Genomic DNA, 20,962 nt, shown 5'->3' on the forward strand with positions numbered 1-20,962 from the left:
CGCTGCAGGTCCGGGCCGCGCTGTCGTCAGAACCGGGACAGGGTCTCCGCGAGCCGCGCGTAGTCGTCGATCGTGTTGTACAGGTGCGCGGAGAGGCGCACCGCGACCCGGTCGTCGTGCGCGACGAACTTCGCCTCGAAACCCTCCGCCCGGACGTGGTCCGTCAGCTCCCGGCCCGTCGCACGCCCCGCCGCACCGGACAGCGGCACCACCGCGAGCGAGCCGACCATCGATGCCGGCACGGGTGCCGCCGTCCCGAACGCCTCGCACATCAACGCCTGCGCCTCGAGGACGAGGTCGTGGTTGGCGGCGCGCACCCCGGCCCACCCGCCCGGGTGCCGCGCGGCGATCTCACGGATCGCGACGGGGACGCTCAACCAGGCGGTCGGGTCCGACGTCCCCGGCCAGTCGAACAGCGCGTGGAACCGCCCCTCGTCCGCGGTGCGCACGTCGCTCCACCCGTGGCTGACCGTCAGCGGCACGACCTCGTCACGCCAGCCCGCGGCGACCCGCACGAACGCCGCACCCTTGGGTGCGCAGACCCACTTGTGCAGGTTGCCGGCGTAGAACGACGCGTCCAGCGCGTCGAGGTCGAGGTCGACCATGCCGGGTGCGTGGGCGCCGTCGACGATGACGACGACGTCCGGCTCGAGCGCGGCGACGATCTCACCGACGGGGACGACGACGCCCGTCGCGCTCTCCACGTGGTCGATGAGCACCGCGCGCGTGCGCGGACCGACGGCGCCCAGCACGAGCGCCGCGAGCTCGGCCGGACCGTCGAGCACCGCCGGGACGTCGACGACGCGCACGACGACGCCGGCCGGGGCCGTGATCGCGTCGACGGCGTACCGGCACGCCGGGTAGGCGTGGCTCGTCACGAGGATCTCGTCGCCCGCGGACAGCCGTGCCACGACCGCACGCACCGCCATGTTCACGGCCTGCGTGGTGTTGGTCGCGAAGGCGAGCGCGGCAGGGTCGCTGCCGACGAGCTCCGCGACCACCTCGCGCGCGGCGCGCACCGCCGCCGGGTGGGTGAGGTCGAACCATCGCGTCGGGTTCGCCTCGAGCGCACGCCGCAGGCGCTGCTGCTCGTCGAGCACCGGCCACGGGCAGGCCCCGAACGAGCCGTGGTTGAGGTGGGTCGTCCCGGGGTCCAGTGCCCAGAACGGGGTCGGGTCACCCATGCGGTGCTCCTCGAGGGTCGTCGTGCGCATCAGGTGAGCGCCAGGTGCCAGGTCCCGGCCAGCATGCCTGCTGCGGTCGCGACGGTCACGATCACCACGCCGCCGATGACGACGCCGACGTCCGATCGGCGCAGCCGACTCGTCCGGGCCCAGGTCCGCGTCCCCGGACCGCCGAACCCGCGCGCCTCCATCGCCATCGCCAGTCGGGTCCCGCGGCGGATGACGAGCACGAGCAACGCCAGGACCTGCCCCGCCGTGGTGCGGGCACGTCCGACCGCGCCGTCGTCCCCGATCCCGCGGGCTCGACGTGCCGCGCCGAGCGACTCCCACTCGGTGCCCATCAGCGCGAACAGGCGCATGGCCGCGAGCGCCGAGAGCACGAACCGGTGCGGCAGCCGGGCGACCTGGGCGAGCGCGTCGGCGAGGTCGGTCGGGTCGGTCGTCGCGAGCAGCACCACACCGGGGAGCCCGACCGAGAGGATCCGCAGCGCGATCGCGCACCCGGCCAGGAACGACCCCTGCGTCACGGTCACCGGTCCCAGCGCGAGCAGCACCTCGCCCGAGTCCACGCCGAGCCACATGGTCACGAGCCCCGCCGGGACCGCGCCGACGAGCACGATCCAGCCGCGACGCAGCAGTCCCCGCGGGCTCAGACCGCACCACGGCAGCGCCGCCACCTCCAGTGCCAGGGCGACGCCGGCGGTGACGACGTCGACCGTGAGCAGCAGGGTCAGCGAGACGAGCAGCGCGACGGCGAGCTTCGCGACGGGGTTGGCCCGCGCGACGAACGCCCCGGGCCGCAGCTCGGGGTCGGCGCCGAGCGTCAGGACGGTCATGTCGGCACCACCGTGACGGGAGCCGCCGCGCTGTCGGCCGGTCGCCCCGTGCCCGGGCCCGCGGCGCCCGCACTCATCGCGCCCGGAACCGCGTCGGTCGGTCCCGGTGCGGCGCCTCCGACGACGGGTCGGACGGTGCCGTCCCCCACGCGGAGCTCGCGCCCTCGTCCTTCGGCGAGGAACGCCTCGACGAGGTCGCGGTCGTGGGTCGCGCACACGATCGCGGTCCCGTCCATGAGCAGCTCGCGGAGCAGGTCGACGAGCACCGCCCACGTCACGGAGTCCTGACCGAACGTCGGCTCGTCGAGCACGAGGACCCCGGGGCGGGTGACGAGCGCGGTCGCGACCGACAACCTCCGTTGCTCGCCGCCGGACAGTGTGAACGGGTTCGCGAGCGCCAGCGCCCCGAGCCGGAGCCGCGCGAGGGTCTCGTCGCACCGTCGTCCTGCGACGTCGGCGGCGACCCGGGCCTGGTGAGGTCCGACGGCGAGCTCGGCCTGAACGGTCCCGGCCACGAACTGGTGCTGCGGCTCCTGGAACACCGTCCCGACGCGGGTCACGAGGTCCCGGGCGCGCCATCGCACGGGATGCAGGCCGGCGTCTCCGGCGAGCTCCGGCTCCGCGGTGAGCTCTCCGGCAGCCGGGGCCGCGAGGCCGGCCAGGGTGAGCGCCAGCGTCGACTTGCCCGAGCCGTTCACGCCGGTGAGGAAGAGGATCTCGCCGGGGACGACGTCGAGGTCGACCCCCGTGAGCACCGGCGCCAACCGACCGCGTCGCACGGCCAGGCCGCGAGCGCGGAGCACCGGCTCGTGCGTCGGTCGGGCGACCTGGGCGCGGGCGGGGGTCGCGGCCGCGGGCCGGAACCGGCGCGGCACCCACACGCCGAGGCGGAACAGCTCGGGCCCCTGGTCGGCGAGGACCTCGAGTGCCGGCCCGTCGGCGATCACGCCGCCACCCGGCTCGAGCACCACCACGCGGTTCACGACGTCCAGCCACTGCTCCACCCGGTGCTCGACGACGATCAGCGTCGCCGTGAGGCGCCCGTCGGTGTGCGGGGCGGCACCGATGACACCGGCGACGGACCTGACGAGCTGCCGGGCCCCGTCGGGGTCGATCATCGCCGTCGGCTCGTCGAGCATGAGCAGCCCCGGGCGCATCGCGACCACCCCGGCGAGGGCGAGTCGCTGGCGCTCGCCGCCGGACAGCGCGGACGTCGGGTGCGCACGGTCGTACGGGAAACCGACGAGCCGCAACGCCTCGTCGACGCGCGGCCAGATGAGCTCGGGCGGCACGCCGTGGTTCTCGAGCCCGAAGGCGACGTCGTCACCGCACCGGGCGAGGACGGTCTGCGCGTCCGGGTCCTGCAGGAGCAGCCCGGTTCGCGACGTGCCGGGCGCGCGAAGACCGCCGGGCCCGTCCGGCGCCGTGCGGGCTGCCCGCGTGTCGAGACCATCGACCTCGAGCGTCCCCTCGGACTCCCCGGCACCGTCGTCGAGCAGACCCGCCGCAGCAGCGAGCAGCGTGGACTTCCCGGCCCCGCTCGGGCCGAGCAGCAGGACGCGCTCCCCCGGGGCGATGTCGAGGTCGACCCCCCGCAACGCCCACGCGCGGCGTCCCGAGTGCCGCCACCCCCAGCCGCGGGCGCGGAGCCCGACGGCCGGGGTGGCGGCGGTGCCGATGTCAGACGCGGCGTGCATCTCGGCCCGACGCCAACGACGACAACGCGCCGGTCCGGGCGAGCGCCCGGGTGAGTGCCCACGAGCCGAGGCCGGCGATCACGACGCCCGAGACGATCGTCGCGACGATGTACGCGGTCTTGTACGCGGGCGAGAACTCGGGGTAGTACACGAACGAGTCGAGCAGGCCGACGACGACACCCGCCGCCGCGCCGCCACCGAGAGAGGCTCCCAGCCCGAACCGGCGGTACAGGAGAATCGCGAAGACGACCTCCGGGCCGAGCCCCTCGAGGAACCCGTACCAGACGGTCGAGAATCCCCACTGGTTCCCGACGAGCGCCGAGACGACGGCGGCGAGCAGCTCGGTGTAGAGCGCCGCGCCGGGCTTGCGGATCACGAGCGCACCGAGGACGCCGGGCAGGAGCCAGATGCCGACCCCGATGCCCGACGCCGGGGGGAACGCGGCGAGCGCCCCGCTCACGACCGGCCACGAGAGGTTCCACACGACGAACAGGAACCCGCCCGCGACCCCGAGGACGGATGCGGTCACGATGTCCACGACCCGCCACGACTCACGCGTCGTGGAGGCCCAGCCGGCAAGCCACAGGCCGGTGAGAGCGAGCAGGACCGCCGTCGGGACGGTGAGGTCGGCGAGCGACGAGCCGAACAACGACGGGCCGGCCGGTAGGCCGATCGCCCAGACGGCGACGGCGAGGGCGAGGCCGAGGGCGGCCGGGACGACGGCTCGCGTCGTCCGGAGGCTGCCGAGCGGGCCGGCGCCGATCGCCGAGGTGGCTCCGGCCCCGGATGCCGGTGGTGATCCCGCTGCCTCGTCTGCTCGAGGTGCTCGAGGTGCTTCAGGTAGTGCCATGGTGAGTTCTCCCGTCGTCACACGGGGAGGGCCGCGACGGGGGCGGCCCTGCCGCGTCGACGGTGATCAGCCGTCAGCGGGACGAGCAGCACCCGGCTCACGGCCGAGATTCCCGACTCCCTACGCCGGTGCAAACCGGATCAGGTTCGAGGGTCTGCGGTCGCCCGCACTCTCAGCGCCCTGGTGGCGCTCCCCTGTCGTTCGCGAACGAGAATACACCGCGGCTCGTCCCGCGTTAGCGTGGGTCGACGAACACGTCGCACCTGCGACGTTCCCGGACACGGAGGTGCGACGTGGCGGACGACGAAGCCCCCTCGACCCTGGCGAAGATCGCCGGCGCGGGTGCCGCGGTCGCCGCGGCGTGGGTGGCTCAGCGCGCGGTGACCCTGGCGTGGAAGACCGCGACGGGCCACCGTCCGCCGAAGCCCGACGAGGACCTCGAGAACCGGTTCGTCGAGATCGCCGCCGCGGCTGCGGTCACCGCCGCTGCGGTCGCGTTCGCGAAGGTCTACACGGCCCGGGGAACGGCGCGGCTCGCGGCGCGGGTGAACGCCAACCGGGCTGGTTGAGCGCCTCGCCGCCGGGCGGTAGCCGCGTCGCATCGACGCCATCGCGCTGACCAGGGACGTTGCGTATCACAGCACGTTCATCCGACGAACCGATGTCCGCATGTTGCGCAAATGCCCGATATGGTCCATCATCAAGGGGTCAGCGAAAAGGGCAAACCCGCCGCGAGGTGGGGACGCAAAGCCACGGGACCGTGACGGTCAGCCGGGCTGCCGAACGTCAGGAGAACCATCATGGCCACAGGCCTTCTCAACACCAGCAGCTACACGCCCCGCGTCGACGCGCTTCTGACGCCTGGCGAGGTCGCCGTGCTGTTCCACGTCGACCCGAAGACGGTCACCCGCTGGGCCAACGCCGGCAAGCTCACCTCGGTCCGGACCCTCGGCGGCCACCGCCGGTTCCGCGAGGCAGAGGTTCGCGGCCTCCTCAGCGGCATCCCCACGCAGGCGTCGGGCGAATAACTCACTCACGCGAAGCCGGTCGGTCCTCGGACCGACCGGCTTCGTCGTGCTCGGCATGCATCTGCTCGGCATGCATCTGCTCCGCGCGCATCTGCTCCGCGCGCATCTGCTCGGCACGCATCTGCTCCGCGCGCGCCCGCTCAGCGCGGCGCATGTCCACGGTGAGCTCGTCGACCACGAGCGTCGCCGAGGGGACCTTCCCGGTGCGGTAGCCGGCGCGGCCGACCATGTGGGCGGCCACCGGCGCGGTGAGCATCTGGAAGATCGCGACGAGAACGAGCGCCCACACGGCCGGCGCGGAGCGGATGCGGAGCGCGAGACCGGCGAGGACGAGCACCAGCCCGAGGGTCTGCGGCTTCGTCCCGGCGTGCATCCGCGCGAGCAGGTCGGGGAACCGCAGCACGCCCACGCCGGCGGCGAAGGCCAGGAACGACCCCCCGAGCAGGAACGCACCGGCCGCGACGTCCGCGACCGTCGTCCACGCGTCCGACCCCATCACTCCCCCTCCCCCGGTTCGTCCGCGGCGTCCGCGGCAGTGGCATCCCCGCCCACGCCTGCGTCCCCGCCCGCGCCGTCAGCCACGTCCTGCGCTCCGCTCTCCTCGGCGACCTCGGCCTCCTCGTCGGCAACCTCACGCGCCGCGCGCTCGGCCTCGACAGCGGCGGCCTCCTCCCGGGTGAGCACCCGACCTTCGCCCGCCGGCTCGACGGCGGCGAACCGTGCGATCGTCACCGAGCTGAGGAACCCGACGATCGACAGCACCACGAGGATCGGCACCGCGACGGCACTGCGCGTCACCGCCGACTCGAGGGCGATCGCTGCGATGAGCACCGTGACGACGACGTCCATCGCGATCGTGCGATCGAGCATCGACGGCCCCTTCTCCACCCGGACGACCGCCAGGACCGCGCCGGCGGCGAGCATCACCGCACACAACAGGGCAAGGACGGTCATCGCCGCGCTCCTCGCGTCGGGCGCCGGACCGGTAGGCCGGCGCGGATCAGCTCGTCGTCGGAGGCCAGGGCCCGCATGACCCGCTCCTCGAGACCGAGCACGGCCGCATGGTGCGCCTCGGCCTCCGCGGCCGTCGTGACGTCGAGGAGGTGCAGGTACAGCATCCCGGTCAGCCGGTGCGCCTCGATCACCAGGGAGCCGGGCACGAGCGACGCGAGCTCCGCGGTGATCGTCAGGTAGAGGTCCGAGTGCGACCGGAGCCGGACACCGATCACGGCGCCGCGGGGTGTCCGGCCGGGCGTCAACGCGATCACGCTCACCTGGAACGACGCACGGGTGACCTCGACCGCGAAGTGACCCAGCAGCCGCAGCATCCCGAGCGGTCGCACCCGCCCGTGGAAGTCGATCGGCGGCATCGGCAGGACGGTCGTGATGACGAATGCGAGACCCGCCCCGACCAGGACGTTCGCGATCGAGAGGTCACCCCACAGCAGCACCCACACCGCCACCATCCAGGCGTAGGTGAGCGCGTGCATCGCGAGGTGCCGACGATGACGGTGCAGCGTCATGGGTGCACCTCCGCGACGGGATCGGCCGGAGCGGGACGCCCGAGCCCGCGAGCGCCGTCGGGCAGCACGGCATCGATGTACGGGGTGCGGTCGCGCAGCGACGTGGCGGTCCGGTCCGCGAAACCGTAGAGCGGACCCGCGACCATCGTGAGCGACAGGCCGACCAGGACGAGCGCCGCGGCGGAGCCGACCATGCCGAACGGCAGCCGGGTACGGTGCCGGTCGGTCGGGAGCTCCGCGGGTGGCGTCTGCCAGAACGCCTTGTTCCACGCCTTGACGAGCGCGTACAGCGTGAGCAGGGACGTCACGACGCTCCCGCCGACCAGCACGTACGCGAGCGGCGTGCCCTGGGCGACACCGGCCTGGAGCAGGCCGATCTTGCCGAGGAACCCGGACATCGGCGGCACCCCGGCGAGGTTCATCGCCGGGACGAAGAACAGCACCGCGAGGACCGGCGAGACCTTCGCGAGCCCACCGAGCCGATCGAGCGACGTCGAGCCGCCACGACGCTCGATCAGGCCGACGACCAGGAACAACGCGGTCTGCACGGTGATGTGGTGCACGACGTAGAAGATCGCTGCCGCCATGCCGGCCTCGCTCGACAGCGCGATGCCGAACAGCATGAAGCCGATGTGGCTCACGAGCGTGAACGAGAGCAGACGCTTGATGTCGTTCTGCGCGACGGCACCGAGGATGCCGATGAGCATCGTCGCCAGCGCGACCCACATGAGGACGGCGTCGACGCCCCCGCCCGGGAACAGCAGGGTCTGGGTCCGCAGGATCGCGTACACGCCGACCTTGGTGAGCAGGCCGGCGAACACCGCGGTGACCGGGGCGGGCGCCGTCGGGTACGAGTCGGGGAGCCAGGCGGACAACGGGAACACGGCCGCCTTGATGCCGAAGGCCAGCAGCAGGAGGACCTGCAGGACGAGCCTGACCCCCGGGTCGATCTCCGGGAGACGCTGCGCGAGCTGGGCGAGGTTGACCGTGCCGGCGGCCGCGTAGGTGAGGGCCAGGGCCACCAGGAACAGCACCGAGGACAGCAGCGCGACGACCACGTAGATCGTGCCGGCGCGGATCCGTGCTCCCGTGCCGCCGAGGGTCAGCAGCACGAAGCTCGCCGCGAGCAGGATCTCGAAGCCGACGTACAGGTTGAACAGGTCGCCGGAGAGGAACGCGTTCGCGACCCCGGCGGTCAGCACGAGGTACGTCGGGTGGTAGATCGCGACGGGCGCCTCCTCGTCACCGTCGGCCTCGCCCTGAGCGAGCGAGTACAGCAGGACGCACAGCGTGACCGCGCTCGAGACCGTGAGCATGAGGGCGCTCAGCCGGTCCGCGACGAGGTCGATCCCGATCGGCGGCGCCCAGCCTCCGATGCTGAGGACGAGCGGCCCGTCGTCCACCAGGGCGAGCATCGTGGCCGATGCCGCGAGGACGAGCGTCAGGGTGACGACGCTGATGACGCGCTGCGCGCGGGGTGCCCGGTAGAGCGCGAGCGCGAGGCCGGCACCGAACAGGGGCAGCACCACGGGCAGCGGCACGAGCCAGGTCATCGAGGTCATCGGCCGGCCTCGCCCGAGGTGTTCGACGGCACGTCGGCGGGGTGACCCTCGTCGGTCTCGTCGTGGACCGCGGCCGCCTGCTCGTCGAGGCTCGCGCCGGTGTCCTCCGTGTCGGCGTCGGTGAACGACGGCTGGTCGGCAGCCGCGCGCCGGGCGACCCGACGGTCCTCGAGGTCGTCCTGCACCTCGTCGTGCTCGTTGAGCTGCCACGACCGGTAGGCCATCGCGAGCAGGAACGCGGTCAGGCCGAGGGTGATGACGATCGCGGTGAGGACCATCGCCTGCGGCAACGGGTCGCTCATCCGGCCGATCGGCGTCGTCCCGACGATGGGTGCACCACCGGCCGCACCCCCGGCCACGAGGAACAGGAGGTTCACGCCGTTGCCGGCGAGGATCAGCCCCACGAGGACGCGCGACAGGCTCCGCTCGAGCATGAGGTACACGCCCACCGTCACGAGGGCGGCGATCACGACGACGAGCACGATGCTCGGGCGCATGTCGACGGTCATCGCGCTGCTCCCGACGATCGTCGCTCCGGTCCCGTGGTTCACCGCGCCGCTCCAGTCGTTCTCGCGCCTCGGTCGTCCGTCGTGCTCGTCGGCGGTGTCGGTCCCGTCGACCCCGCCGGCCCCGCGGGTCCTGCCGGCGACGGCCCGGCCTCCGCCTCGACCTGCCGGTCCACCTCGGCGCCGAGGCTCCGCAGGATGTCGAGCACCAGCCCGACCACCACGAGGTACACGCCCAGGTCGAAGAACACCGACGTGACCAGGTGGACCTTCCCGACGACGGGCACGTGCAGGTCCACGATCACGCTCTGGAGCGCCGAGCCGCCCGCGAGCAGCCCGACGATCCCGACCCCCGCAGCGAGGAAGAGGCCACCGCCCAGAAGGAGGCCCGGCTGGATCGGGGCCGCCTCGCCGAGCTCGTACCGACCTCCTGCCAGGTAGCGGACGATCAGCGCGATCGACGTCACCAGGCCCGCCGCGAAGCCCCCGCCCGGGGCGTTGTGGCCGGAGACGAGCAGGTAGACCGAGTAGAGGATCATCGTGTGGAACAGCAGGCGCGTGACCACCTCGAAGATCACCGACCGCCGCTGAGGGGCGAGCGTCGGCACCGCTCGCAGCCACACGGCCGACCGCAGGCGCCGCGTCGGGTCCGCCGGTGACGGCACCGCGCTCGCCGGGGCGTCGATGGTCCCGTGCCGGCGCAACGCGCCACCGGGGTCGGGCAGGTCTCCCCAGACCGGGCGCCCGTGCGGCGTGGCCTCACCCGCCCGGAAGATCGGGCTGGTCCGGCGCCGCAGGAACACCAGCGAGGCGACGCCGGTCGCCGCGACCAGCAGCACCGAGATCTCCCCGAGGGTGTCCCACGCGCGGATGTCCACCAGGGTGACGTTGACGATGTTCGTCCCGCCGCCGTACGTGACGGCCTCGGCGGCGAAGCCTGCGGAGACCGGCGGATGGATCCGCGCGCCGGGGACGACGAGCGCCAGACCGGCCACCGTCAGCCCGGCCGCGAGCCCGACCGCGAGACGCACCCACCGGCTGGCCGCGAGCGGCCGGTCGGAGAAGTACGGCGGCAGCCGGCGCAGCACCAGCACGAACACGACGAGCGTGATGGTCTCGGACAGCACCTGGGTCAGGGCGAGGTCGGGCGCACCGTGCAGGAGGAACAGGGCCGCGACGCCGTAGCCGGAGGTCCCCAGCAGGATCACGGCCTTGAGCCGTCGGCGGGCGCGGGCGGCGAGGATCGCGGCGCCGATCGTCACGGCACCGAGGGCGAGCTGCGCGGGCCGGTCCCACACCCGCACGGACGTCGGCCACGACGTGCCGGCGATCGCCGTCCCGCCGGCCGCGACCACGAAGACCGCGAGGATCAGGCCCAGGTACAGCGGGAGCGACCCGCGCTGGGTGACGGCGGTGACGTCGGCCGCGACCTCGTCGAGACGCCGCATCATGCGGCGGTACACGCGGTCGGCCTCGAGGGAGACGTGCCGGTCGGCCTGCCAGACCTCGACCGGTCCGCGCAGCGCGAACAGCACCAGGCCCACGGTGAGCACCACGACGGTGATCGCGAGCGTCGGGGTGGGGCCGGCCCACAGGGTCAGGTGGGCGGCCTCGCCCGTGGGGTAGGTGTCCGCGTACGGGGAGAGCAGGTCCGACCCGAACCCCGGGACCAGTGCGACCGCGAGCCCGAGGACGGCGAGCGTCAGCGCGGGCCACACGAGCAGGAGCGACGGGTGCGTGATCGGCGGGGGGCGGGTGTGCGCGCTGTGACCCGGGGGCCGGGCGACCACCGCCGATCGACCGGCGGGGGCCTCGGTCGACCCGACCGCAGCAGCGTCGGCGACCGAGCTCCGCGGGTGGAGGAGGTCGGCGGCGGGCGGGGCGGGGATCACGCGTCGCTTGGTCGCGAAGGCGCCCCACAGCAGCCTCGACCCGTACGCGACGGTCAGCGCCGACCCGACGGCCACGACTCCCACCAGGAACCCGCCGCGCCACCCGGACGCGTCGTGCCGGACGGCCTCGAGCGCGGCCTCCTTCGCGACGTACCCCGCGAACGGCGGCAACCCGATCATCGACGCGGTCGCCAGCACGCCGGCCAGCGCGGTGATCGGCAGCTCACGGCCCACCCCCGAGAGCCGCCGCATGTCGCGGGTCCCGGTGGCGGCGTCGACGACACCCACGACCAGGAACAGCGCCGCCTTGAACATCGCGTGCGCACCGAGCATCGCCAGGCCGGCGAGCGCCGCCGCGCGCGTGCCGAGCCCGACCAGCAGGACGAGGAACCCGAGCTGACTCACCGTCCCGAACGCGAGGATCAGCTTGAGGTCGTGCTGACGCAGGGCCCGGTAGCCGCCGAGCAGGAACGTCCCGCTGCCGAGCGTCAGCACCACGACCTGCCACGGGACGAGGCCCGAGTAGCCGGGAGCGAGCCGGGCGATCAGGTAGATACCGGCCTTCACCATCGCAGCCGCGTGCAGGTAGGCGCTCACGGGCGTCGGGGCTGCCATCGCCGCAGGCAACCAGAAGTGCAGCGGCACGAGCGCGGACTTGCTCACCGCCCCGGCGAGGATCAGCACGACGGCGACCGTGACGGCCGTGCCCGACGGCGGGTGGGCGACCAGCTCCGACAACCGGAACGTGCCGGCCACGCGCCCGAGCACGATCACCCCGACGAGCATCGCCAGGCCGCCCGCGGTCGTGATGATGATGGCCTGCATCGCACCGCGCCGGCTCGCCTTGCGATCCGCGTAGTGGCCGATCAGCAGGTAGGAGAAGACGGTCGTCAGCTCCCAGAACACGTAGAGCATCAGGGTGTTGTCGGTCGTGACCAGGCCCACCATCGACCCCGCGAACGCCACCAGCGCCGCACCGAACCGTCCCAGGCCGAACGCGGACGCCGAGAAGTACGCCGAGCAGTAGACGAGGACGAGCGCCCCGACGCCGCCGACGATCAGCAGCATCAACCAGGACAGCGTGTCGAGCCGGAACGCCAGCTCCAGGTGCAGCGCGGGAACCCACTCGACCACCTCGGTCGGGACCGCGCCGGAGGCCGTGCCGTGCTGGACGACGGAGGTCTGCGAGAGCGCCCACACCGCGGCGGATGCCGGCGCGAGCGCGAGCACGAGGAATGCCCGCCGCCCGAGCCACCCGACGAGCGCGGGCGCAGCCAGTGCCATCGCGAGATGCCCCACGAGGAGTAGCAGCACGTCCGCTCCGTCCGAGAGTGGGCGGGTGGTCGGTCGATCAGGTGGTCGCAGGATACCAACAGGATCCGCACCCGTCTCGGGGGAGTGCGCCAAGTACGCAGGTCAGGCGCGTGAACCGGCGGCCTTGCGCGTCACCGACCCGTCCGGTCCGCGGGTCGGCTCGGCGGGTCAGCCCGGTGGGTCAGCCCAGCGGGTCGGCCCGGTCAGGCCTCACGCGGCGGTCGCTGTGTGGCGCCGACGCGCCGAGAACCTCCTGATCGGTGACAGCAGACGCCCCAGCCGACGTTCGGACCGGTAGCCGTCCTCGACCGTGCGGCACTCCGCGTCGAACACGCGGGTCACCCGGCCCGGTGCGCGGTACGGGGCCCAGCCGGGGCTCTCGCCATGCACGAACGCGACCCACGCACCGTGGACCTCCGCCGCGAGCGTCGCGGGCGGCTCGTCGCCGAGCACCCGCGTGACACCCTCCGCGTCCAGGTGGTCCCACGCGAACGGGAGGTCCGCGCAGTGGAAGGACCCCCGGGCGCCGCCCTCCACCGGCGGTACCCAGCGGAAGTCGTACAGCCAGGTGTGCCCCGGTGCGCGTCGGGCATGGATCTTCGCGGTGCGGACCGCCGGGATGCGGAACACGACCTCGGTCACGAGCTGGCCCACGACCCAGCTCGCCGGCCTCCCGGGGAACCGGTGCGCATAGGCGCGGGCCAACGATCCGGTCAGCCCGAGCGCGCGCAACGCCCGTTCGGCGCCCAGCCGGTCGACATCGGCCGCGACCGGTTCGAGGAGGGACGTGAACTCGTTCGCCGTCGTCCCGATCAGGAGCGGCACGGCGCTCGCGACACCGGTACGCAGCGCCTCGAGGACCGGCAGCGGGATGAGCTCGCCGTCGACCACCGGTCCGAGGTCGCGCCCCGCCGCGTGCGCGTCGGCCAGCTGTCGCACCGCGCGGGCGCCCGGATCGGACACGCTGGTGCGTTCCGGGACCTGCCGCACCGCGTCCTGCAGGTCGAGGAGCTCGTCCTCGGTGAGCGACGCGAAGCCGGCCCGGGTTGCCGAGACCCCGCCCGCGTCCGCCAGCAGCCCGACGAGCCGCTCGGCGTCCGCCCGGCCGTTCCCGTGGAGCGCGGGCGAGGCCGCGATCGCACGGTGGAACAGTCCCCGCGCGCGCGACGTCGCGATGAGCGTGAGCACCGCACCGCCGCCCGCCGACTGCCCGGCGATGGTCACCCGCGTCGGGTCCCCGCCGAACGCCTGGATGTTCTCCTGGACCCACTCCAGGGCGGCGATCCAGTCGAGCACCCCACGGTTCGGCGGTGCGCCCGGGATCAGTCCGAAGCCGTCCACCCCGAGCCGGTAGGACACCGTGACCGTCACGACGCCGTCGCGGTTGAAGGCGGCACCGTCGTACCACGGGCTGGCGGGCGACCCCGCGGTGAAACCGCCGCCGTGGATCCACACCAGCACCGGCAGGCCGCTCTCGACCGCCTGGGGCCGCCCGTCGTGGTGCGGCCCGGGCACGCCCGACGGCCGGGTGGGGCGGGGCGTGAAGACGTCGACCGTGAGGATGTCGTCGCCGGGGATCGACGGCTCCGGGATGGTCGTCACCGGCGCCAACGGACGCCGCTGCGGCGTCGGGCCGTGCGCGGTCGCGTCCCGCACGCCCGCCCAACGGTCGGGTGCCGCAGGGGCGGCGAACCGGAGCTCTCCGACGGGCGGAGCAGCGAAGGGGATCCCCAGGAAAGCGGCCGAGCCGCCCCGCCACGTCCCCCGCACGCTCCCGGTGGACGTCGTGACGACGGGATCGGCGGTCGGCATGGTTCCTCCTCGACAAGGACGACGCGTGATCCGGTCGGTCCCGCGTCGATTGGGGCATCTGCCCGATTCCAGTGTGGACCCCGACGGGCCGGCACGTGACGTCGGTACAGGCGGGGCTGGGATGAGGCCGTCAGCACGCGGCAGCGGCAGCGGCAGGATCGCAGGTGACCCGACCCCAGGGCCGGTCGTGTCGTTCGGCGCGACCTCGTTCGCGGGCGCGCCGGGCACCGATGCACCCTGCCGGACTACCGTGCTCCGGTGGACACCCTTCAGCTGGCCTGCCTGGCCGTCGTCGTGGTCGCGACCCTCGTCGGGGTGGCGGTCTTCGCCCGCGGGGCGACCGCGATCGTCCGGACCGTGCGCGTCGGCCGCCCCGCGGTGGGGCGCACCCGACCCGTCGGGCGTCGGACGTGGCTCGTGGTCCGGGAGATGATCGGGCACGAGAGGTTCCAGCACCGACCGGTAGTGCGGGCGTCACACTGGGTCGTGATGGTGTCGTTCCCGGTGCTCTTCCTCACCCTCGTGAGCGGCTACGGGCAGGTCGTCGACCCGACCTACTCGCTCCCCGTGATCGGTCACCTGCCTCCGGTCGAGTGGGTGACCGAGGCCTTCGCGTGGGCGGCGCTCCTCGGCATCCTCGCGCTCATCGCGACCCGGGTCCGCACCTCTCGCCGCACCCCCGCACGCACGTCGCGGTTCTTCGGGTCCGACGCCGCAGCGGCGTACTTCGTCGAGGCGACCGTCCTGCTCGTCGTCCTCGCGGTGCTCGTGCTGCGCGGGCTGGAGTACGCGCTCGCCGCCCAGTCGGCCGCGACCGCCCACCTGGCGTCGGCGTGGCACTTCCCGCTGACCGCGTGGTACGGCTCGGCCTGGGCCGGCGCGTCGACCTCTGTCCTGGACGCCGCGACCGTCGTGACCGCGACCGTCAAGATCCTCGTGTCGATGAGCTGGTTCGTCGTGGTCGGGCGCCAGCCGACGATGGGCGTCGCGTGGCACCGCTTCCTCGCGGTGGTCAACGTCTACGCGCGACGGGAGCTCGACGGGTCACCGGCGCTGGGCCCGTTGCAGCCGCTTCGCGTGGACGGTGCCGAGATCGACCTCGCCGCTCTCGAGGACCTGCCCGACGACGCCCGCCTCGGCGCCGGCGCGATCGAGGACTTCACCTGGAAGGGCCTGCTGGACTTCTCGACCTGCACCGAGTGCGGGCGGTGCCAGGACCAGTGCCCGGCCTGGGCGACCGGCAAGCCGCTGTCGCCCAAGCTCCTGACCCTGGCGCTCCGCGACCACGCGGCGGCGACGGCGCCGTACCTGCGCGCGGCGCAGGCGGCGACCAGCACCGGTGCGGTGCCGGTGGCGGATGAGCCGAACCCGTACGCGGGGGTCGACCTCCTGGCGAGCGGTGTGATCGATGCCGATGCGTTGTGGGCGTGCACGACGTGCGGCGCGTGCGTCCAGCAGTGCCCGGTCGACATCGAGCACGTCGACACGATCGTGGACCTGCGCCGCTACCAGGTGCTCATGGAGTCGGCGTTCCCGAAGGAGCTCGGTGGCATGTTCACCAAGCTCGAACGTCAGGGCAACCCGTGGGGCATGGCCTCGCGCGCGCGGCTCGACTGGGCCAAGGGACTGGACTTCGACGTCCCCGTCGTCGGTGCGGACGTGGACTCGGCCGCGGACGTCGACTACCTCTTCTGGGTCGGCTGCGCCGGCGCCTACGAGGACCGCGCGAAGAAGACGACCCGGGCGGTCGCCGAGCTGCTGCACACCGCCGGAGTGTCGTTCGCGGTGCTGGGCGACGGCGAGTCCTGCACCGGCGACCCCGCGCGCCGCGCCGGCAACGAGCTGCTGTTCCAGATGCTCGCCTCGGCCAACGTCGAGATGCTCAACGAGGTCGGCGCCCAGAAGATCGTCGTCACGTGCGCGCACTGCTTCAACACGATCTCCCGCGAGTACCCACAGCTCGGCGGACGCTACGACGTCATCCACCACACCGAGCTGCTCGACGAGCTCGTCACGGCCGGACGCCTCGTCCCACTGGCCCAGCCCGGTGCCGCGTCGTCGGTGACCTATCACGACCCGTGCTACCTCGGACGGCACAACACGATCTACGAACCGCCGCGTGAGCTGCTCGGAGCGTTGCCCGGGGTCGAGCTCGCCGAGATGCCACGCAACCGCGAGCGGTCGTTCTGCTGCGGCGCCGGCGGCGCCCGGGTCTGGATGGAGGAGTCCATCGGCACCCGGATCGGCACGGACCGGGCAGGTGAGGCGATCGCCACCGGCGCGGACGTCATCGCGACCGCCTGCCCCTACTGCTCCGTCATGCTCTCCGACGGTGTCGCCGCGCACACGGCCGACGACCCGACCCGAGCGGCGACGCCTGCCCACGGCCCCCAGGTGGTCGACATCGCGACGCTGCTCCTCGACCGGGTCCGGCCGGGCTCCGTCGGCTGAGTGTCCGCTGACCCGGGTCATGTCCCGGCCACACCTCGCGGCGCCCGCGGTCGCACTCGCACGCCGGCAGCGCCAGGTCCCACACCCCGGCGCCTGCGGTCGCACTCGCCCTCGCCCACAACACCGCCAGGTTCTGCCCCACGAGGTCGGTGGTCAGCTCATGTCGCGTCGCCGTAGCTGTCCACGACCGACACGTCGAGAGCGAACTCGACGGCCGTGTCGCCGAAGAGCAGCCGACCTGCCTCGACCGCCGACTCGCGCACGGCCGCCGCGACCTCGCCGGTCACCTCCGCCGGGGTGTGCACCATCACTTCGTCGTGCAGGAACATCACCAGGTGCGGGCCGCCGTCGAGCGCCCTGAGCCGGCGACGGAGTGCCGCCATCCAGCACAGCGCCCACTCCGCGGCCGTCCCCTGCACCACGAAGTTGCGGGTGAACCGTCCCCAGTCGCGCCCTCGACGTCGTGCCGCCCGGACCTCGTCGGCACCCGTCCCCTCCGCCGACGCGGCCCTCAGCTCCGACTGCCAGGCCGCGTCCGGCACCGGCGACGACCGGCCGAGCCAGGTCGTCACCACCTCACCCCGTTCACCCGACCGAGCCGCAGCCTCGACAAGGTCCACCGCGCGCGGGTACGCGCGAGTCAGCTGCGGCATCAGCACCGCGCTCGCGCCGGTGGTCGCCCCGTAGATCGCGCCGAGCATCGCGTACTTGGCCTGCTTCCGGGTCTCGACGATGCCCGCGTCCACGACCGCCTGATAGAGGTCCGCATGCTGACCGGCCAGCGCCATCGCCTCGTCGCCGGACATCGCCGCCAGGACCCGCGGCTCGAGCTGCGCCGCATCGGCGACCACAAGACGCCAGCCCGGGTCGGCGACGACCGCCGCCCGGATGCTCGCCGGAAGCTGCAGCGCGCCGCCGCCGCTCGTCGCCCACCGGCCCGTGACCACACCGCCGACCACGTAGTCGGGTCGGAACCGTCCGTCGTGCACCCACGAGTCCATCCACGCCCAGCCGTTCGCGCTCAGCAGCCGCGCGAGCTTCTTGTACTCCAGCAGGGGCGTCGTGACCGGGTGGTCCACGCCCCGGAGCTCCGGGGTGCGCGTCGTCGTCACGGCGACCCCCGCCGCTCTCAGCGCGCGCAGCAGGTCCGGTTGGGAGTCCGGATTCAGCGACGGCTGCCCGAGGATCTCCCGGACCTGCGCGGCCAGGGACTCCAGCCGGCGCGGCCGCATCCCCGGTGCCGGACGCTCACCGAGCAGGCGTGTCAGCAGCGCATCGTGCACGTCGGCACGCCAGGGCATACCGGCGTGGTGCATCTCGGCAGCGATCAGCGCCCCCGTCGACTCCGCTGCCAGCAGGAGTCGCAGTCGACCCGGCGTCTCCGACCCCGCGACGGCGTCGAGCTGGACCTGGAGCTCGGCCAGCGGGTCGCCGCCGTCCCCCGCCGTCGACGGCGCTGCCGCACGGGGATCAGCGAATAGGCCACCGCCGTCGTCCACGCGTGTCGACGGACGCGGCCCGTCCCACGGACCGGCCGGCGCCGTCGCGATCGCCGCACCGCGGCACCGTGAGCTCCGCCGCAGGATCGCGTGGCACAGGCGCAGGTCGTGGCACCTCTCGACGGTCAGCCCGGCGGCGAGGAGCGGTGGGTACCGGACGGACGTGTCGTCCCAGACCCACCGCGGATGCTCGACCTCCCGCGCGGAGACCGCAGCCACCAGGTCCTCACGACGCACCACCGCCCGTGCGCCCGCACGCCCGTCCGCGTCGACGTCCTGCAGGACGACGTTCCCCGCACGCGCCGCGTCATCACTCACGAGGACGTAGACCACGCCCCATTGTCGCCGCCCCCCACCCACCCCGCTCCGACCTCGCGCCCGCGCCCGAGCCCCCCACCCCAGCACACCCCAGGCGGGACCCGGCGCGCTCCGCGCCGCACGTGGTGCGCCTGTGACAGAAGTGGCTCGTGTGGCGTCACACGCGTCCCGTGTGCCACACGATTGCCGGCTGCGGCGCGGGGCGCGGAATGGGGACCGAGCGAGCGGGTCGTTCCGTGCGGAGACGTGACCGGGACGCCGGACAACCGGGACGCCGCGCAACCAGGACGCAGGACGACCTACGTGCCGCGCAACCGAGACGCCGGACAAACGAGGCGCCGCGGGACCGGGAAAACGCGGAGAGGGCTGTCAGGTGTTCTTGGAGTAGTACTCCGCGCTCGCGATGATCTGGCCGATGATGTCCTCGACCCGCGCCCCGTTCTGGATCGCCGTCACCCAGCTCGCCTGACCTGACGGGTCGATCCCCCGACCGAGCAGGTCCTGGTAGTAGCCGTTGACGACCGTCGTCAGGTGCTCCGTCGACAGGAGGAAGCCGTAGGCTACCGACGCCCGGGACGCGCCGTTCGCCAGCCGACCGACCCAACCGGCGACTTCGGACGGTGCCGCCGAGCGGTTGAGGACGGTGGCGTACAGCGAGCGGACCCAGCCGTCAGGCGTGCTTCCCGCCTTCGCGTAGAACTCCGGCGACGCGACGAAGCCGTCCTCGATCGCCTGGACCGTCAGGCCGCGTCCCAGCGCGTCCAACCAGCTCTGCAGGCCGACCGGGTCGGGGTCACGACTGAGGTACGTGCGGTAGATCGCCGCGACGAGCCGAGTCCGGTACTCCGTGCTCGACGTGATCGCATCCGCGACGACGATCCGCGGTACTCCGGCATCGAGCGCTCTCGTCCACGATGCGAGACCGGCAAGATCCGGAGCACGGTGAAACAGGTGGGAGTACACGCTCGTCACGTACGTGCTCGTGGCCGAGACCGGGGTTGCCGTCGTGCCCGTGACGGGAGTCGACGGGCTGCTGACTCCGAAGGTGTTGCTGGCAGTGACTTCGATGTCATAGGAGGTGCTCGGCTGGAGACCGGTCAGGGTCTCGGTCGTGGCCGTCGTCGATACCGCGCTGGTCCACGATGCTCCGGCCTGCCGGTAGGCCGCCTGGTAGGTCAGCGGCCCTCCTCCGGACGTCGCGACGGGTGCGTCCCACGCGATCGTCAGGGATGTCGGCGTCGCTGCGGCGATCCTGAGCTGGCTCGCCGACCCGGGACCGGGGACGACGTTCGACGACGCCAGCTCCGTCGTCGTCGTCGCGTCGATTCCGGTGACGACAGGCTCTGCCACGCCCGTGAGCGCCGCGGTCACCTGGTCGGGTGAGGCGCTCGGGTACGCCCCGAGGTAGAGCGCTGCGATGCCGGCCACGTGCGGGGCCGCCATCGACGTGCCGGACATCGTCGTGGTCCCACCCGGGTTGGCCGCTGAGAGCGAGACGATCGAGACCCCGGGTGCGAACATGTCGACGCACGGCCCCCAGTCGGAGAACGTCGCACGCCGGTCGCTCTGGTCGGTCGCGCCGATCGTCAGAGCGGCCGGGACCGAGGCCGGGGACGCCGAGCACGAGTTCGCGTCCGCGTTCCCGGCAGCGACCACGACGGTCAGGCCGTCGGCGATGAGCCCAGCGACGGCAGTGTTCAGCGTGGTGCTGAGCGGGCCGCTCAGTGACATGTTGACGACACCGGGACCGCCGGCGACGTGATGCGCGGCGATCCAGTCGAGGCCGGCGATCACGGTTGTCGTCGAGCCGGCGCCGCTGCAGTTCAGGACGCGCACCGGGACCACGGTGGCCTGCTTGGCCACGCCGTACAGCGTCGAGGCGGCCGTGCCGGCGACGTGGGTGCCGTGCCCGTTGCAGTCCGTCGTCCCGTACCCGTCGGTGAAGGCGGAGAAGCCGGCCGCGAGCCTGCTCCCGAAGCCCGGATTGGGTGATACACCGGTGTCGACCACGTACACAGGTACGCCCGATCCGGCACTGTCCGGGTAGGTGTAACGGTTGTCGAGCGGCAGGTTCACCTGGTCGAGGCGGTCCAGCCCCCACGGCGCAGGACTCTCGGTCGAGGTGGCGCGGAACGTCTGGTCGGCCGTCACCGCGGAGACTTCAGGCGTTGCCTCGAGCTGCGCGGCCTGCGTCGGGGTCAGGTCGACGGAGAACCCGTCGACGGCGTGGCTGAACTGCCTGTCCGGCGTCGCCCCGAGGGCATCGATCGCCGCGGCGGCAGCACCTGACTCGCCCGGCTTCACCTCGACGACGTAGGTGCTCGTCGGACCGCTCGACGGGGTCGGCGCCGTGCCGCCATCCGACGCGAGAGCCGCGCCAGCCGGCGAGGCGACGACGAGGAGCGCACACACCCAGCCGACGCTCCGCGCGCGATGCCTGGACGTGGTAGATCGGAGCACGATGCGTGTCCCTTCGACTTGGCCCGGGCA

General features: G+C 73.1%; 16 protein-coding genes and 2 riboswitches. Of the genes, 3 read left to right on the forward strand and 13 right to left on the reverse strand.

All coding sequences use genetic code 11. The features are described 5' to 3' along the window. Nucleotides 1-26: 26 nt before the first annotated feature. The 4 genes from LJB74_RS09500 to LJB74_RS09515 are packed head-to-tail and all read right to left on the reverse strand — an operon-like array spanning nucleotide 27 to nucleotide 4,567. Complete coding sequence (locus tag LJB74_RS09500; protein WP_259308307.1) at nucleotides 27-1,214, reverse strand: aminotransferase class V-fold PLP-dependent enzyme; 1,188 nt, start codon at nucleotides 1,212-1,214, stop codon at nucleotides 27-29. Then, complete coding sequence (locus LJB74_RS09505) at nucleotides 1,214-2,020, reverse strand: energy-coupling factor transporter transmembrane protein EcfT (RefSeq protein WP_259308308.1); 807 nt, start codon at nucleotides 2,018-2,020, stop codon at nucleotides 1,214-1,216. The genes LJB74_RS09500 and LJB74_RS09505 overlap by 1 nt, the downstream gene beginning before the upstream one ends. Next, nucleotides 2,017-3,717 (reverse strand): ABC transporter ATP-binding protein, encoded by a 1,701-nt coding sequence (locus LJB74_RS09510; protein WP_259308309.1) that lies wholly within the window; start codon nucleotides 3,715-3,717, stop codon nucleotides 2,017-2,019. Before LJB74_RS09510 ends, LJB74_RS09505 begins: the two co-directional genes overlap by 4 nt. Next, the gene (locus LJB74_RS09515; RefSeq protein ID WP_259308310.1) at nucleotides 3,701-4,567 is read right to left on the reverse strand and encodes an ECF transporter S component; all 867 of its coding nucleotides are present in this window, start codon (nucleotides 4,565-4,567) and stop codon (nucleotides 3,701-3,703) included. The genes LJB74_RS09510 and LJB74_RS09515 overlap by 17 nt, the downstream gene beginning before the upstream one ends. A gap of 100 nt (nucleotides 4,568-4,667) precedes the next feature. Beyond that, nucleotides 4,668-4,773: riboswitch (TPP riboswitch) on the reverse strand. 87 nt (nucleotides 4,774-4,860) lie between these two features. Here LJB74_RS09515 and LJB74_RS09520 point away from each other — a divergent pair. Then, the gene (locus tag LJB74_RS09520) at nucleotides 4,861-5,136 is read left to right on the forward strand and encodes a DUF4235 domain-containing protein (RefSeq protein ID WP_259308311.1); all 276 of its coding nucleotides are present in this window, start codon (nucleotides 4,861-4,863) and stop codon (nucleotides 5,134-5,136) included. Nucleotides 5,137-5,276: 140 nt separating this feature from the next. Further along, nucleotides 5,277-5,351, forward strand: a riboswitch (cyclic di-GMP riboswitch). A 16-nt stretch (nucleotides 5,352-5,367) separates the two neighbouring features. After that, nucleotides 5,368-5,595 (forward strand): BldC family transcriptional regulator, encoded by a 228-nt coding sequence (locus LJB74_RS09525; RefSeq protein ID WP_259308312.1) that lies wholly within the window; start codon nucleotides 5,368-5,370, stop codon nucleotides 5,593-5,595. A 1-nt stretch (nucleotide 5,596) separates the two neighbouring features. Here the strand turns inward: LJB74_RS09525 and mnhG are convergent, their stop codons facing one another. The 7 genes from mnhG to LJB74_RS09560 form a co-directional block, all read right to left on the reverse strand. After that, on the reverse strand, nucleotides 5,597-6,091 hold the full coding sequence (gene mnhG / locus LJB74_RS09530) for a monovalent cation/H(+) antiporter subunit G (RefSeq protein WP_259308313.1): 495 nt from the start codon (nucleotides 6,089-6,091) through the stop codon (nucleotides 5,597-5,599). Beyond that, a complete protein-coding gene (locus LJB74_RS09535; protein WP_259308314.1) occupies nucleotides 6,091-6,549 on the reverse strand; it encodes a monovalent cation/H+ antiporter complex subunit F in 459 nt (152 codons plus the stop codon). Before LJB74_RS09535 ends, mnhG begins: the two co-directional genes overlap by 1 nt. Next, nucleotides 6,546-7,118, reverse strand: coding sequence for a Na+/H+ antiporter subunit E (locus tag LJB74_RS09540; RefSeq protein ID WP_259308315.1), 573 nt, complete (start codon nucleotides 7,116-7,118; stop codon nucleotides 6,546-6,548). Before LJB74_RS09540 ends, LJB74_RS09535 begins: the two co-directional genes overlap by 4 nt. Beyond that, the gene (locus LJB74_RS09545) at nucleotides 7,115-8,680 is read right to left on the reverse strand and encodes a Na+/H+ antiporter subunit D (protein ID WP_259308316.1); all 1,566 of its coding nucleotides are present in this window, start codon (nucleotides 8,678-8,680) and stop codon (nucleotides 7,115-7,117) included. The genes LJB74_RS09540 and LJB74_RS09545 overlap by 4 nt, the downstream gene beginning before the upstream one ends. Continuing rightward, the gene (locus LJB74_RS09550; protein ID WP_259310323.1) at nucleotides 8,677-9,177 is read right to left on the reverse strand and encodes a Na(+)/H(+) antiporter subunit C; all 501 of its coding nucleotides are present in this window, start codon (nucleotides 9,175-9,177) and stop codon (nucleotides 8,677-8,679) included. The genes LJB74_RS09545 and LJB74_RS09550 overlap by 4 nt, the downstream gene beginning before the upstream one ends. Nucleotides 9,178-9,227: 50 nt before the next feature. Beyond that, nucleotides 9,228-12,392, reverse strand: a complete 3,165-nt coding sequence (locus LJB74_RS09555) for a Na+/H+ antiporter subunit A (protein ID WP_259308317.1) — start codon at nucleotides 12,390-12,392, stop codon at nucleotides 9,228-9,230. Nucleotides 12,393-12,602: 210 nt separating this feature from the next. Then, nucleotides 12,603-14,204, reverse strand: coding sequence for a carboxylesterase/lipase family protein (locus tag LJB74_RS09560; protein ID WP_259308318.1), 1,602 nt, complete (start codon nucleotides 14,202-14,204; stop codon nucleotides 12,603-12,605). Nucleotides 14,205-14,462: 258 nt separating this feature from the next. On the opposite strand from LJB74_RS09560, the gene LJB74_RS09565 reads away from it, so the two are divergent. Continuing rightward, complete coding sequence (locus LJB74_RS09565; RefSeq protein ID WP_259308319.1) at nucleotides 14,463-16,655, forward strand: (Fe-S)-binding protein; 2,193 nt, start codon at nucleotides 14,463-14,465, stop codon at nucleotides 16,653-16,655. Between the two features lie 158 nt (nucleotides 16,656-16,813). Here LJB74_RS09565 and LJB74_RS09570 read toward each other — a convergent pair whose 3' ends face one another. After that, nucleotides 16,814-18,487, reverse strand: a complete 1,674-nt coding sequence (locus tag LJB74_RS09570; protein WP_259308320.1) for a bifunctional 3'-5' exonuclease/DNA polymerase — start codon at nucleotides 18,485-18,487, stop codon at nucleotides 16,814-16,816. A gap of 354 nt (nucleotides 18,488-18,841) precedes the next feature. Then, a complete protein-coding gene (locus LJB74_RS09575; protein WP_259308321.1) occupies nucleotides 18,842-20,932 on the reverse strand; it encodes a DUF4214 domain-containing protein in 2,091 nt (696 codons plus the stop codon). Between the last annotated feature and the right edge of the window lie 30 nt (nucleotides 20,933-20,962).

Origin of the sequence: Cellulomonas sp. P24, from assembly GCF_024704385.1 — a bacterium.
Lineage (GTDB): Bacteria > Actinomycetota > Actinomycetes > Actinomycetales > Cellulomonadaceae > JAJDFX01.